At 68.3% G+C, this 15,103-nt stretch carries 11 protein-coding genes; 2 read left to right on the forward strand and 9 right to left on the reverse strand.

The genetic code is table 11. The features are described 5' to 3' along the window. Positions 1-435: 435 nt before the first annotated feature. A complete protein-coding gene (locus tag ABIC50_RS07025; RefSeq protein ID WP_354162615.1) occupies positions 436-2,175 on the forward strand; it encodes a S53 family peptidase in 1,740 nt (579 codons plus the stop codon). Between the two features lie 72 nt (positions 2,176-2,247). Here ABIC50_RS07025 and ABIC50_RS07030 read toward each other — a convergent pair whose 3' ends face one another. The 5 genes from ABIC50_RS07030 to ABIC50_RS07050 form a co-directional block, all read right to left on the reverse strand. After that, the gene (locus ABIC50_RS07030) at positions 2,248-3,657 is read right to left on the reverse strand and encodes an MFS transporter (RefSeq protein ID WP_175702184.1); all 1,410 of its coding nucleotides are present in this window, start codon (positions 3,655-3,657) and stop codon (positions 2,248-2,250) included. Between the two features lie 213 nt (positions 3,658-3,870). After that, the gene (locus ABIC50_RS07035) at positions 3,871-4,707 is read right to left on the reverse strand and encodes an ABC transporter permease (RefSeq protein ID WP_040141016.1); all 837 of its coding nucleotides are present in this window, start codon (positions 4,705-4,707) and stop codon (positions 3,871-3,873) included. 37 nt (positions 4,708-4,744) lie between these two features. Continuing rightward, on the reverse strand, positions 4,745-6,007 hold the full coding sequence (locus tag ABIC50_RS07040; protein WP_175663305.1) for an ABC transporter permease: 1,263 nt from the start codon (positions 6,005-6,007) through the stop codon (positions 4,745-4,747). A gap of 102 nt (positions 6,008-6,109) precedes the next feature. Beyond that, positions 6,110-7,156, reverse strand: coding sequence for an ABC transporter substrate-binding protein (locus tag ABIC50_RS07045; RefSeq protein WP_011658338.1), 1,047 nt, complete (start codon positions 7,154-7,156; stop codon positions 6,110-6,112). Positions 7,157-7,237: 81 nt separating this feature from the next. Continuing rightward, entirely contained in the window at positions 7,238-8,335 is a 1,098-nt protein-coding gene (locus ABIC50_RS07050) for an ABC transporter ATP-binding protein (protein ID WP_354162618.1), read from the reverse strand. 108 nt (positions 8,336-8,443) lie between these two features. Here ABIC50_RS07050 and pdxR point away from each other — a divergent pair, with 108 nt between their 5' ends. Continuing rightward, complete coding sequence (gene pdxR, locus ABIC50_RS07055) at positions 8,444-9,967, forward strand: MocR-like pyridoxine biosynthesis transcription factor PdxR (protein WP_175713524.1); 1,524 nt, start codon at positions 8,444-8,446, stop codon at positions 9,965-9,967. A gap of 39 nt (positions 9,968-10,006) precedes the next feature. Here pdxR and ABIC50_RS07060 read toward each other — a convergent pair whose 3' ends face one another. From ABIC50_RS07060 to ABIC50_RS07075, 4 genes are all read right to left on the reverse strand, one after another. Beyond that, positions 10,007-11,041 (reverse strand): lipase secretion chaperone, encoded by a 1,035-nt coding sequence (locus tag ABIC50_RS07060; protein WP_354162621.1) that lies wholly within the window; start codon positions 11,039-11,041, stop codon positions 10,007-10,009. Between the two features lie 3 nt (positions 11,042-11,044). After that, positions 11,045-12,139 (reverse strand): triacylglycerol lipase, encoded by a 1,095-nt coding sequence (locus ABIC50_RS07065; protein WP_354162624.1) that lies wholly within the window; start codon positions 12,137-12,139, stop codon positions 11,045-11,047. Positions 12,140-12,370: 231 nt separating this feature from the next. Then, the gene (locus ABIC50_RS07070; protein WP_354162627.1) at positions 12,371-14,500 is read right to left on the reverse strand and encodes a TonB-dependent copper receptor; all 2,130 of its coding nucleotides are present in this window, start codon (positions 14,498-14,500) and stop codon (positions 12,371-12,373) included. An 83-nt stretch (positions 14,501-14,583) separates the two neighbouring features. Continuing rightward, a complete protein-coding gene (locus ABIC50_RS07075) occupies positions 14,584-14,952 on the reverse strand; it encodes a DUF2946 domain-containing protein (protein WP_175663130.1) in 369 nt (122 codons plus the stop codon). Positions 14,953-15,103: the final 151 nt, after the last annotated feature.

The raw sequence follows: 15,103 nt of genomic DNA on the forward strand, positions 1-15,103 counted from the left end.
AGTTCGGGAAAGGCGCGCGATCGACCGGCCCCGTTTTCGTGAATCCGTGCATCGGCACGTCGTCGCGCGGGTGCCGCGGCAGCACTTGACCACATAGTGCGACGCACGACGCGTGCAGGCCCGATCACGGCCGATGCGCTCGCGCGGCGATGCGCTCCGCAATCGCGCGCATTCCGGTACCGCAACGAACGACGCGTGCGTTCAAACGTCGTCGACCGTCGCGCTGGCGCGCCGCGAACCGGTTCCCTTCATCGGGGCTGCGGCCGCCTGCACGAACGACGTGGCGCAAGCGTGCGAGCAAGCCGATGTCAGATCTGACAGCTATGGAAACTGGCAGCTACCCGAACGGCACCGACGCCCTACGCTCGTGACCGCTCGCGGCCCCACAAGGGCCGCGGGTTCCAGCAACGTCGTCTCTCCTCAAAAGGACTCCCGATGAAAAGGAACACCTGGTTTGCGCTGCCCCTTCCGTCGCCCCGCCACCTCGCGTGCGCGGTCCCGCTCGTGTTCGCCGCCGCCGCGGCCCATGCGGCGACGGATTGGGTCGATACCCATACGAAAGCCTTTCTGACCGGCCCGCAGTTGACGGCGCGCAGCGCGGCGCCGTCGCTCGAACTCGCGGCCGGCGAGACGACGGACATCGTCGTCAGCCTGAAGCTGCGCAACGCCGCGCAGCTCAAGCAACTCGCGCACGACGTGAACCGGCCCGGCAACGCGCACTACCGCCAGTACCTCACGCACGAACAGTTCCTCGCCGGCTACGCGCCGACCGAAGCCCAGGTCAAGTCGGTCGTCGACTATCTGCGCAAGAGCGGCTTCGTGAACATCGAAGTCGCGCCGAACCGGCTGCTGGTGTCGGCGCACGGCACGGCCGGCACGGTGAAGACCGCGTTCAACACGTCGCTCGTGCATTTCGAGTACGCGGGCCGCTCCGGCTTCGCGAACGCGTCGACCGCGCAGGTGCCGCATGCGCTCGGCGACGTCGTCGGCTCGGTGCTCGGGCTGCAGAACGTCGCACGCGCACGGCCGCTGCTGCGCATCGGCAACGTCGCGAAGCCGCAGGCGCTCGCGGCCGGCACGGCCACCGGCCACTATCCGAAGGAATTCCCGGGCCTCTACAACGCGACCGGCGTGCCGACCGCGGCCGGCGTGACCGTCGGCATCATCACGATCGGCGGCGTGTCGCAGACGCTGCAGGACCTCAGGCAGTTCACGTCGAGCAACGGTTACGGCACGGTCACGACCCAGACCGTCAAGACCAACGGCACCGGCACGAGCGGCAGCTACAGCGACGACCAGGACGGCCAGGGCGAATGGGATCTCGACAGCCAGTCGATCGTCGGCTCGGCCGGCGGCCAGGTCGGCAAGCTCGTGTTCTACATGGCGGACCTGAACGCCGCCGGCAACACGGGGCTCACGCAGGCATTCAACCGCGCGGTGTCGGACAACACCGCGAAGGTGATCAACGTGTCGCTCGGCTGGTGCGAGACCGACGCGAACGCGGACGGCACGCTCGACGCCGAAGAGCAGATCTTCACGACGGCCGCCGCGCAAGGGCAGACGTTCTCGGTGTCGTCGGGTGACGAAGGCGTGTACGAGTGCAACAACCGCGGCTATCCGGACGGCGGGAACTACACGGTGTCGTGGCCGGCCGCGTCGCCGCACGTGCTCGCGATCGGCGGCACGACGCTGTACACGACGTCTTCGGGCGCATTCTCGAACGAGACGGTGTGGAACGAGGGGCTCGACGGCAACGGCAAGCTGTGGGCCACGGGCGGCGGCGTCAGCTCGATCCTGCCGGCGCCGTCGTGGCAGTCAGGCAGCAACCGTCAGTTGCCCGATGTATCGTTCGACGCCGCGCAAGGCACGGGCGCATACATCTACAACTACGGCCAGTTGCAGCAAATCGGCGGCACGAGCCTCGCCGCGCCGATCTTCACCGGCTTCTGGGCGCGTCTGCTCGCGGCAAACGGCACGGGCCTGGGCTTCCCGGCCGGCAACTTCTATGCGGACATTCCGTCGAACCCGTCGCTCGTGCGCTATGACGTCGTGTCGGGCAACAACGGCTATCAGGGGTATGGCTACAGCGCAGGCAGCGGCCGGGATCTGACGACCGGCTTCGGCAGCCTGAACATCGCGAACCTCAACAAGCTGATCCAGACGGGCGGCTTCTGAGCGTGACGCGAAGGCCGGCGCGCGACGGAGGTTCGGCGCGCGCCGGCCAAAGCATTTGGAGGCTTCGGTGTGCTACTCCGTCGCCCGCTCCTTCACCGGCACCGGCGCGCCGGCCCGATGCGATGGCGCAAAGAGCCGCAACCCGCTCGCGACGCTCGCGGCGCCGGCAAAGCCCGCACCGAGCATCAACGCGAGCGTCGGCCCGTGGCGTCCGGCGATGCCGAACGACAGCGCGACGAGCGCCGCGCCGGTCGCCTGCCCGATGAGCCGCGCTGTCGCGATGATCCCGCTCGCGCCGCCGCTGCGCTCGGGCGGCGCGCTCGACATCAGCGCCTTCAGGTTCGGCGACTGGAAGAAGCCGAAGCCCGCGCCGCACAGCATCATCCGCCAGCCGATGTCGAAGACGTTGGGCGCGCTCGGTAGCGCGGCGAGCGCCACCATCCCCGCGCTCAGCAGCGCGAGCCCGATCGCGCCGAGCAAGCCGGGCGGATAGCGGTCGGACAGCCGGCCCGCGATCGGCGCGGCGAGCGCAACGACCGCCGACCACGGCGTCATCAGGAAGCCGGTCTCCACCGCGCTGCGATGCAGGACGGTTTCGAAGTAGAAAGGCAGAGATACGAACGCAAGCCCCTGCGCGGCAAACGCGCAGACGGCCGTCAGCGCGGACAGCGTGAACACCGGCCGGCGGAACAGGTCGACCGGCAGCATCGGCGCCGGATGCCCGGCCTGGCGGCGGATCAGCAGCCAGCCGAACGTGAGCGCGACCGCGGCCGCCGCGAACACGACGGACAGCGGCCCGCGCTGCGCGAATTCGCCGAGCGCGAAGATCAGCGACGCGAACGTGATCACGTTGAACAGCGCGGCGAGCGGATCGAACACATGCTTGCCGCGCGCCGACTGCGGCAGCGACGGAATCGCGACGGCAAGCGCGAGCACGCCGAGCGGCACGTTCACCGCGAACAGCCACGGCCATGCGGCCACCGACAGGATCAACGACGCGATCGTCGGCCCCACCGCGAACGACACGCCGACGACGAGCGCATTGAAGCCGACGCCGCGCCCGAGCCGGTGCGCGGGAAACAGGTTGCGGATCAGCGCGACGTTCACGCTCATGATCGCGCTCGCGCCGAAGCCCTGCACGATCCGCGCCGCCGTCAGCTGCGGCAGCGTCGACGCGAGCGAGCAGCCGAGCGACGCGAGCGTAAACACCGCGAGGCCCGCGACATACACGCGCTTGTGACCGACGATGTCGCCGAGCGACGCGAACGGCAGCAGCGTCGCGACCATCGCGAGCTGGTAGGCGTTGATGATCCACACGGATGCGGCCGGCGACGCGTGCAGGTCGGCGGCGATCGCGGGCAGCGCGGTGTTCGCGATCGCGGTGTCGAGCGTCGCGAGCGCGACGGCCAGCAGCACGGCGGACATCGCGCGCCAGTTGACGGCCGGCTCCCGGGCGCCGGCGGGGGAAGCGAATTCGGACAAGATGAGGCTCGGCTGACGAGCGACGCGCGGCGTCGCGGAATTGAGCGGCGCGGCGGCGCATGCCATGCGGTGAAACCGGTTCACGTACCGTCGCGACCCGTATTGTTACAGAGCCGCATCGAACCTGCAGGCAAGCGCGCCGTCAGTCAGCGAAACGAAAGCTTCGGGATGCCGCGCCGGGTGCGCGGCATCGTTGAGGACGCAACGATCGCGCTACGACACCGCGCGTCGCGCGTTGCGTCCGCGCAGCCATTCGAGCGCGAGCAGCAGGCTCGTCGAGAAGATGATCAGGATCGTCGCGAGCGCAGCGATCGTCGGGCTGATGTTCTCGCGAATGCCGGTGAACATCTGGCGCGGCAGCGTCGTCTGGTCCGCGCCCGCGAGGAACAGCGTGACGACGACTTCGTCGAACGACGTCGCGAATGCGAACAGCGCGCCCGACATCACACCCGGTGCGATCACCGGCAGCGTCACACGAAAGAACGTCGTGACGGGATTCGCGCCGAGCGACAGGCTCGCGCGCACCAGGTTCTGGTTGAAGCCCTGCAGGGTCGCGGCGACCGTCGTCACGACGAACGGCACGCCGAGCGCCGCGTGCGCGGCGATCAGCCCCGTGTAGGTGTTCGCGAGCCCGAGCGGCGCGAAGAACAGGTACATGCCGACGCCCACCACGACGACCGGCACGATCATCGGCGACAGCAGCACGGCCATCAGCAGCCCCTTGCCGCGGAAGTCCGCCTTCGTGAGGCCGATCGCGGCGAGCGTGCCGAGCACGGTCGCGACGACGGTCGCCGACGGCGCGACGATGAAGCTGTTCTTTGCGGCCATGCGCCACTCGTCGGACGCGATCAGGTTCTCGTACCAGCGCGTCGAGAAGCCGGGGATCGGATAGACGAGGAACGTGCTCGACGAGAACGACAGCGGCACGATCGCGAGCACCGGCAGGATCAGGTACAGCAGCGTCAGCACGACGAGTACGCGCAGCGCGACATACCACGCGCGTTCGACGAACGACATGTGCGGCGCGAACAGCGGCCTGGCGAGCTTCATGGTCGACATCCCCTTCCCGTTTCCCTGTGCCCGGCGCTCAGCCGAGGCTCACGTTCGAGCGCGTGAAGCGCCCGTACACCGCATACAGCACCAGCGTCGCCGCGAGCAGCAGCCCGCCCAGCGCGCACGCCATGCCCCAGTTGATCGTCACGTTCGTGAAGTACGCGACGTAGTAGCTGACCATCTGGTCGTTCGGCCCGCCGAGCAGCGCGGGCGTGATGTAGTAGCCGATCGCGAGAATGAACACGAGCAGCGCGCCCGCGCCGACGCCCGGATAGGTCTGCGGCACGTACACGCGCCAGAACGCCGCGAACGGATGGCTGCCGAGCGACACGGCCGCGCGCTGGTAGGTCGGCGGGATCGACTTCATCACGCTGTAGAGCGGCAGGATCATGAACGGCAGCAGGATGTGCGTCATCGAGATGTACACGCCGACGCGATTGAACAGCAGCGCCAGCGGATGCGAGATCAGCCCGCTGCCGATCAGCGCCGTGTTGATCAGCCCCTCGCTTTGCAGCAGCACGATCCACGCGGCCACGCGCACCAGCACCGACGTCCAGAACGGAATCAGCACCAGAATCATCACGAGGTTCGCGCGCCGATCCGACAGCGTCGAGATCCAGTAGGCGAGCGGATAGCCGAGCAGCAGCGCGAACAGCGTGACCGCGACGCCGATCACGAACGTGCGGCCGAAGATCGACAGATAGATCGACTGGTCGGGATCGGCCTGCACGATCCGGCCGAAGCCGTCCTCCTTGTGGTCGAGCGCGGCGAGCAGGTAGAACGGCGACACCTGGCTGCCGTTCTTCGCGATCGCCTGCCAGTACGCGGCATCGCCCCAGCGCGCATCGAGGTCGAGCAGTTTCGCGCGCGTTTGCGCGGGCGTCAGCGCCGTGACCGCATCGTTGTCGCCCTTCAGCGGCATCGCACGCGCCGTCTTCGCGACGAGCGAGCGGTAGCCGGGAATCTCGGTGTTCAGGCGCCGTGCGAGCGCGCCCATCGCCTCGCTGTCGGCGACCTTCGTCATGTCGGCCGCAAGCGCGACGTACGCGGCGTCGGCGGGCGGCGCCTTGCGGTCCCAGCCCGACAGCGCGGCGACCGTTTTCGGCAGCGCGGTCGCGATCTCGGGGTTCTGCACCGCGCGCGTGAGCAGCGTGCCGATCGGCACGACGAAGATGAGCAGCAGGAAGATCGCGAGCGGCGCGACCAGCAGCAGCGCCATCGTGCGCTTGCGGGCCTCGGCGGCCTTCAGTTCGCGCTTGAGCGCGGCTGTCGACGGCGAGGAAGGAGCGATCGTCATCGTGTTCAACGGTTCTCTCCGGCCGGGCTCGATCCGGCGGAATGCCGCGCGACGCGTTCGGCGCGTCGCGCGGCAGGTTGCATCAGGACAGCCTGAAGACGCTTACTTCGTGGCCCACGCGCTGAAGCGCTGCTCGAGCTCGTCGCTGTGGTCGGTCCAGAAGCCGATGTCCTCCAGCACCGCGTTCTTGCCGTTGGCCGGCGAGTTCGGCAGGTTCGCGAGCGTCTTCGCGTCGAGCGACTTGATCGCCGCGACGTTCGTCGGCCCGTACGCGATGTGCTGCGCATACGCTTGCTGCGGCTTCGGCGTGAGCGTGTACGCGATGTATTTCTCGGCCAGCGCCTTGTTCGGCGAACCCTTCGGAATCGCCCAGTAGTCGAGGTCGTAGATGCTGCCGTTCCACACGACCTTCAGGTTCTTGCCTTCCTTCTGCGCGGCATCGATACGGCCGTTGTACGCGGTCGACATCACGACGTCGCCGGCCACCAGGAACTGCGGCGGCTGCGCGCCGGCTTCCCACCACTGGATGTACGGCTTCAGCTCGTCGAGCTTCTTGAACGCGCGATCCTGGCCGGCCTTCGTGCCGAGTACCTTGTACACGTCCTTCGTCGCGACGCCGTCGGCCATCAGCGCGAACTCGAGGTTGTAGCGCGCGCCCTTGCGCATCCCGCGCTTGCCGGGGAATTTCTTCACGTTCCAGAAATCGGCCCAGCCGGTCGGCGCGGACTTCAGCTTGTCCGCGTTGTAGGACAGCGCGGTCGACCACACGAAGAAGCCGACGCCGCACACCTGCGGCGCTTCCGGAATCAGGTCGGACTTCTTCGCGATCTTCGACCAGTCGAGCTTCTCGTACAGCCCTTCGTCGCAGCCGCGGTTCAGGTCGCCCGATTCGACTTCGACCACGTCCCAGTTGACGTGCTTCGCCTCGACCATCGCCTTCACTTTCGCCTGCTCGCCGTTGTACTCGACGGCCGTGACCTTGTTGCCGGTCGCCTTCTCGAACGGCTGGTTGAATGCGGCTTTCTGCGCGTCGCCGTTCGCGCCGCCGAAGTTGACGACCGTGAGTTCGGCCGCCGTGGCCGATGCGCCGACGACAGCCAGTGCCAGTGCGAGCGCGGTGCGACGTGCGGTTGAGCTTGCTCCGTTCATGATGGTTCCTCTCCTCTCGTGGTGGAAATGGGCTTTGTTGTTGACGACGTACGTGCTACGGAAAAACGGTGAAACCCGGTGTCACGCGAACACGCGCAGGTGCTCGGGCGCGAAGGCGAGCGCGACCGGTGCGCCGGGCGCGAACGCATGGAGCGCATCCGTGCCGAGCGGCACCTTCACGAAGCATTCCTCCTGGCCCGGCAGCGCGCAGCGCATGCGCACGTGATCGCCGAAATAGATGAGACTGCGCGCCTCGCCGGTCACGCGATTGGCGTGGGCACCATTCGCGTGCCCGTTGGCGGCAAGGCTCATGCGTTCCGGGCGGATGCACGCGACGGCCGGCGCGCCTGCGGCCGCATCGCCGATGCGACGCCCGACGAGCTGCGTGCCGTCGTCGAGCCGGAATTCGCAGAACTCGCCGTCGACGCGCGCGATGGTGCCGCGCAGCCGGTTGCTGTCGCCGATGAAGTTCGCGACGAATTCGTTGCACGGCGATTCGTACAGGCAATCGACGGTATCGAGCTGCTGCACGATGCCCTTGTCGAACACGGCGACGCGATCGGACATCGTCAGCGCCTCGCCCTGGTCGTGCGTCACGTAGACGAAGGTCACGCCGAGCTTCTCGTGCAGCGCCTTCAGTTCGTACTGCATGTGTTCGCGCAACTGCTTGTCGAGCGCGCCGAGCGGCTCGTCCATCAGCACCAGCTTCGGCTCGAACACGAGGGCACGCGCGAGCGCGATGCGCTGCTGCTGGCCGCCCGACAACTGCGCCGGATAGCGCTTCGCGAAGCGTTCCATCTGCACCATCTTCAGCGCATGCGCGACGCGCTCCGCGCGCTCGGCGGCCGACAGCTTGCGCACCGTCAGCGGATACGCGACGTTCTGCTCGACCGTCAGATGGGGGAACAGCGCGTAGTTCTGGAACACCATGCCGATGTTGCGCTTGTGCGGCGGCACGGTATTCAGCAGTTCGCCGTCGAGCCAGATTTCACCGCCCGTCGGAAACTCGAAGCCCGCCAGCATCATCAGGCAGGTGGTCTTGCCCGAGCCGGACGGCCCGAGCAGCGTCAGGAATTCCCCTCGGTGGATATCGAGGTCGAGCGATTTGACGACCAGCGTCTCCCCGTCGTAGGTCTTCCGCACGCCGCGAAAGCTGACGATCACATCATCGGACTTCATCGTGGCTGTCCCCTTGCTGCGCGACAATTGATTATGAGATGAGATTCACTATACGGCGCGCACGGTCCTACAATAGGGAACCATTTCAATATTCCGCGTGGGACCACTTTGGACACCGTCATCGTCGCCGACTGGCTCTCCGGCCGGATCGACCGCAGCTCGCCCGAACCGATGTACCGGCAGTTGCTGCAGCTGATGCAGCAGGCCATCTTGACCGGAGAATTGGGGCCGGGCACAAAACTGCCGAGTTCGCGCACGCTCGCGGCCGACCTGTCGATTGCGCGCAATACCGTGCTGCACGTGTACGACCAGCTCACCGCCGAAGGCTACGTGCTGACCACGACCGGCAGCGGCACCTACGTGGCCGACACGCGGCCGGACGCCGCCGTCATCCACGCGCCGGGCGCCGCGCCGCCGCCGTCAGCCGCCGACGAACCGCCGCTGCCGGACGCGCACGGCGGCTTGTCGATGCGCGGCCGGCAACTGATCGAGCACGCGGGCGTGTCGCGACGTCAATGGGGCGCGTTCATGCCGGGCGTGCCAGACGTGTCGGAATTCCCGAGCCGCACGTGGAGCCGCCTGCAGGCGCGACTGTGGAAGGAAGCGAATCCCGAGCTGCTGACCTATGCGCCGGGCGGCGGCTACCGGCCGCTGCGCCGCGCGCTCGCCGACTACCTGCGCGTCGCGCGCTCGGTCAAATGCTCGCCGGACCAGGTGATCATCACGACCGGCATCCACCAGTCGATCGACCTCGCGGTGCGGCTGCTGTCCGACATCGGCGATCGCGCGTGGGTCGAGGAGCCGTGCTACTGGGGCGTGCGCAGCGTGCTGCAGGCGACCGGCCTCACGCTCACGCCGGTGCCGGTCGACCAGGAAGGCATCGATCCGAGCGCGAGCGACATGCAGCAGCCGCCGCGGCTCGTGCTCGTCACGCCGTCGCACCAGTATCCGCTCGGGATGGTGATGAGCCTCGCGCGGCGCCGGATGCTGCTCGAATACGCGCGCCGGCACCGCTGCTGGATCATCGAGGACGACTACGACAGCGAATTCCGCTACGGCAGCCGCCCGCTCGCGTCGCTGCAGGGGCTCGACGACGGCGGTCGCGTGATCTACGTCGGCAGCCTCGGCAAGATGCTGTTCCCGGGCCTGCGGATGGGCTACATGGTCGTGCCCGAGCATCTGGTCGACACGTTCCGCACCGGGCTCTCGGAGCTGTATCGCGAGGGCCAGCTGATGCAGCAGGCCGTGCTCGCCGAATTCATCATGGACGGGCACCTCACTTCGCACGTCAGACGAATGCGCACGCTGTACGGCGAGCGCCGGCAATTGCTGATCGATGCGATCCATGCGCGCTTCGGCGACGCGCTGCCGGTGATGGGCGACGAAGCCGGCCTGCATCTGGTGCTCGGCCTGCCCGATGCCTGCGACGATCGCGCGGTCACGCAAAGCGCATTCGACGCGGGCGTGATCGTGCGCCCGCTGACCAGCTACTACAGCCGGCTGGACACCGCGCGGCGCGGCCTGCTGCTCGGCTATGCATGCGTCGCGCACGAAGGCATCGGCCCCGCGTTCGACACGCTCGCGGCAACCATCGAACAGCACCTGCCGCGGCACTTCACGCGCGCGGCGTGATGGCGTGCGCCATCGTGCGCGATCACGCGTTATCGTTCGTCATCGCGCGGCCGCCGCGCCGCGGTCGAGCGACGCCGCTCGCACTGCTTCGCCGGGCTTCGTGAACATGCGCTGCCTGAGCGCGGCGACCTGCGCGTCGCGATCCTGCGGCGACAGCCCGGCCGCTTCGATCTGCGCGCGCTGCGCCGCATACTCGGCGTAGCGGCTCTGCCACGACGCGTCGTCCTGCTGCATCTGCGCGACGCGTGCGGCGGCGTCGGGCCCGAGCGTCTGCGTCAGTTGCGCGCGCATCGCGTCGGGCGTCGCCCCGCTCTTCTGCAATTGCGCGATCTGGTCGATCGCGGCCTGCTGCCGGTCGGCCTTCTGCCGTGCCGCGCGTTCGTCGGCCGGCATCTGCTGCGCGAGCGCCGCGAGCCGCTCCGCCTTCTGCGCCTCCGTCAGCGTGCGGTCCTGCGCAATCTTCAACCGGGCGAGATCGTAGCGCTGCCGCCACTGCTCTGCGCCGAAGAACGGCTGGCTCCAGTCGCCGAGCGTCCGGTACGCGATCGACACGCGCTGGTCGAGCGCGAGCTGCAGCGCACCGAGATCCGACTTGTCGACCGCGCCGGCGTCCGGCAGCTTCGCGAGCGCGTCGAGATATGCGCGATATCGATGCCAGACGTCGAGCGCCTCGGGCTGCGCGATCGTGCCGTCGAGCTGCGCGGCGATCTCGCGCACGACGAGCGCATCGAGCGCGGTCGCGCTCAGGTCGCTCCGCGCACTCAGGCAATAGTCGAAGAAATCGCGGACCGCGCGCGACTTCGCGAGATGGCCGCCGGCATCGAGCGGCAGCCGCGGCGCGCTGGAACCGGCGAGCGGCGCGGGCAGGCCCGCGCTTGCCGGCAGTGCGGGCGGCAGCGGTGCGGCGCTGCCGCCGTCGCGCGCCGCCGGATCGGCCGACAGGCGCGCCGTGTCGGTGCCGCGATGCGACGCCGCGCCGCTCCAGATCGCGACGCCGGCGATCGCCGCCAGCCCGACCGCACCGTAAACCGCCACGCGCCGCACCCGCGGCGCGCGTCCTTCACGTGCCGTCATCGATTACACGCCCGCGAGCTTCAGCCGGTTCGCATGCGTGCGGATCACCGCGACCGGATCTTCCGCATACGCACCGCGCACGCCGAGCAACTGGTTGATCTCGTCGACATGGTTCCACTTGTAGTTCGTGCTCAGCACCTTCCCGTACAACGCGCTGCACTTCGACACGAGCCCGTCGTTCTGGCCCGACGCGCGATTGATCATCACCGTGCCCGTGCCGAGCAACGCAAGCGTCGACAGGTCGAGCGCGTTCGCCGGATCGACCAGCGGAATCGTGCTGGTGTCGGTCGCGCCCGTGACGCCCAACGCGGAAATAGTCGGCTGGATCGCCGTGCCGGCCCACGAATACAGCAGGTGCGTATTGCCGCCGACGCTCTCCGTCGGCGCACCCGTCTGGCAACTGCCCGGCGCGCCGAGGCCCGCGCTCGGATAGTTCTGGTTGTACGTGGCGGCCTGGGCGGTCGTCAGCGTCTTCAGCGCGGCGAGCGCGTCCTGGTTCGTGTTGTTGTTGCTGCTCGTCAGGATTCCGAACACATTGACGAACGCAGCGATCACCGACGACGACAGCCCGGTCGGATCATAGGCGAGCACGCCCTGCACGAAATCGGCGAACTCGGAGCCGCGATGCGGCGTGCCGATCGTCGTGACCGATGCGACGAGATCAGGCGCGACGGCCGCCACATAGCGCGACGTGAGGCCGCCCTGGCTATGACCGACCAGATTGACCTTGGTCGCACCGGTCGCGGCGAGCACCGTCTTCACGTAAGCGAGCAACTGTTCGCCGCGTCCGTTCGGACCGTCGTCATTCTGGAATCCGGACAGGTTCGCGACGTAGACGGTCGCGCCGTGCTGTTGCAGGTCCTCCTGAATGCCATACCAGTAGTCGAGCACGCCCGCGTACTTGTCGGTGCCGGTGAGCCCGTGCACGAGAATGATCGGATAACGCGTCGTCGCGTAGTCGTCCGACGGCGCGGTCGCCGCCATCGCCGCATGCGTCGTCGCGAGCGTCATCAGCGCGGTCGCCCCCGCGAACGGCGCGACGCTCATCGCGCATGCCACTGCTCCTGCCACCACCCTGGAACGCATCGATCTGGCCATGCTTGTTCTCCTGATTATTGTGCTGCCGGTGCGAATGAGATCGGATCGACGCGCACGGCACGTTGCCGACAGTCGCGGCCATCGTGTGCGTCGAATGCGGGAGTGAATCACGAGTCGCCAACGTTTGCGCCCTGACTAGATACGGTTCTCTAATCGCTTGACGTGCCCCGCCCGTTCGGGCGGGGTCGCGTGGATGCGCGCGCATGCTGCATCGCACACGCGCCCCAGGGATTACAGCTTCGCGCTCACGCGCACCCATGCCGTACGCCCCGGCTCCATCACCGGCGCATTCGCCGGATAGCCGAAGCCCGCGTTGCCGGCGAGGTTCAGGTGTTCCGCATAGGCCTTGTCCAGCAGGTTGTCGACGCCGACCGAAATCTGCACCTTCTTGCTGACGTTGTACTGCGCGTGCAGCGACAGCACGCCGAACCCGGCGCTCGGACCGAAGTCCTTGCCGACCACGTTGCCCTCGTTCAGCGCATAGCGATGCTGCGGCGCAACGATCCGCCACAAGCCGCCGGCCGACCATGCGCCGCGCGTGTATTCGAGCCCGACGCGCGCCTCGAGCGGCGGCATCTGCGGCAACGGATCGCCGCTCGTCGCGTTGCGCCCCCATGCATAAGCAAGCGACGTCTCGACGCGCAGCGGTGCGACCGGCCGCCACGACACGCCGGCTTCGCCACCGAAGATCTGCGCGTTGACGTTGGTCGCCTGCGTGGTCGGGCCCATCATCCCGGCCGCGTAATTGAACAGGATGTAGTCCTGCACATAGCCCGCGTAGGCCGACACCCACGCATCGACCCGCTCGCTCTTGTACTGCGCGCCGATGTCGAGCTGCGTGGTCTTCTCCGGCTGCACCGCCGAGAACGCGTTGACCGAACCGGCCGGCCCACGCTTCGCGGAGAACAGCTCCCAGTAATCCGGATAGCGTTCCGCGTGACCGACTCCCGCGTACCACGTGACCGGCAGCGACGCGAGATCGCGCTCGTAGCGCACGAAGCCGCTCGGCAGCACGCGCGCGCGATCGTCGTCGAAGGTCGGGTTCGGCTTGCTCGCCATCATCCCGCTCGTCGTCGCACGCTTGTCGCGAGCGCTCGCGTAGTCGACCCGCGCGCCGCCGATCACGCGCGCCGCATCGCTCGCGTACCACGTCAGCTCGCCGAACGCGCCCGCATTCCACATCGTCGCCTGCGCATCCCACGGCTGGTCGCCGTAGTTCTGCCGCCCCATCGCCGAGCGCGCGTCGAGCCGGTTCGACTGCGCGTCGACGCCGGTGACGAGCTTGAAGTCGTCGCCGAAACTAAACGTCGCCGCCGCCCGCGCGCCGAGCGTGCGGCGCCGCACTTCGGATGCCATCCGCATCGGCATGCTGCTGGTCGGGTCGGGCTGCCGCAGCGTGGTGTTGTCCATCACATGGTCGGCTTCGTTGTAGTACACGCGCGCCTCGATGCGCTCGAGCACGTCGCCGAGATGCCGCTTGTCGAACGACAGGCCGAACGTCTCGCGGCGGAAATGCGCGCCGTCCATCCCGCGCCCCGCATAGCGCGCATAACCGTCACCGGTGCCGGCCGTCAGTTCGACGCGCGTGTGATCGTCGGGTGTCCAGCCGAGCGCCGCATCCGCGTTCCATTTGTCCCATTGCGACGGCACGGTGTTGCCATTGCCGTCCTTGTAATCCTGCGCGTGCGCGTGGTTCGCGCTCACGCGGCCATAGACGTCCGGCGTGCCGGCCGTCACGTCGACGTTCTGGTCGTTGCGGCCGAACGACCCGCCCACCACGCTGCCGTCGAAGCGCATGCCGGGGCGCTCGAAACGCGGCGTCACGCGTTCGAACAGCACGGTGCCGGCCGATGCGCCGGGGCCGTACAGCACGGTCTGCGGCCCCTTCACGACCGTGACCTTGTCATAGCTTTCCGGCGCGATATACGAGGTCGGCGCATCCATCCGGTTCGGACACGCACCGAGCGTCGGCATCCCGTTCGCAAGAATGTTCAGCCGCGAACCGAACATCCCGCGCAGCACGGGGTCGCCGTTCGTCCCGCCGCTGCGGATCGACGTGAAGCCGGGGATCGTCTTCAGGTAGTCGGCGCCGTCGCTGGCCGGCAGCGGCTGGCGCGGCGTCTTCGGATCCGTGACGATGACGAGCGGTGTCGTCAGCGGCGACGCGACGACTTCGACGGGCGGCAGCAGCACGGCCGCGTCGTCCGTCGGCGCACCGGCCGCGCGCGCGGCTTCAGCGGCGGCCGCCGCGCTCATCGCGCCGACGGCCAGCGCGGGAATGGTGAGTTTCAGCATGCGCGGCACGCATCGCGCGCGGCAATGGCGCGACGCCCTCGGCGTGCGCAAGGAAGGAATGGTCATGATCGAAAGCCCGAGTGACGCCCTCCACGCGGCCTCGACGGACCGCACGGATGTCGGCGATGAATGGAACGGAAGACAGCGCGTCAGGCGCGCTCGGGCGGTGCGCGTGGATACGCGCGCGGATAGGGTGTGGCGCGCGGCGCGACGGCATGCGGCGCGACGGCGGAAACGACCTCGGTGGGGACGAAAGCGAACGATACGGCGGCCGCGCCGCCGATCGCGGGACTGTGCGCGAAGAAGCCGCAATAGCCGCACGCATCGAGATGGCGCGCGGGATCGTGCGCGTGGCCTGCATCGGGCGCGCGGTGCGCGCCATGCTCGCTACCGCAGACAATCGCGTCGGGGGTGGCCACCCGTGCGAGGCGCCACTGCGACACCAGCGGCGCCGCGATCGCGAGCCAGATCGCGAACACGCCGAGCCAGGCGGTCAGATGACGATGTCGATGCAGCATGCGCGGCGACGCGTAAGCGGAATGTAAAAACAGCCGAGATGTTACCGAAGGTTCGCCGCGAAGGCCAGCCGCGCATCGCGGTAAACGAACCGGGGGCGCATGGTTGTCAACACAACCATGCGCCCCCGGCCGCCGCGCGGCTTCAGCACGC

This window comes from Burkholderia sp. 567 (genome assembly GCF_040545115.1).
GTDB lineage: Bacteria > Pseudomonadota > Gammaproteobacteria > Burkholderiales > Burkholderiaceae > Burkholderia > Burkholderia ambifaria.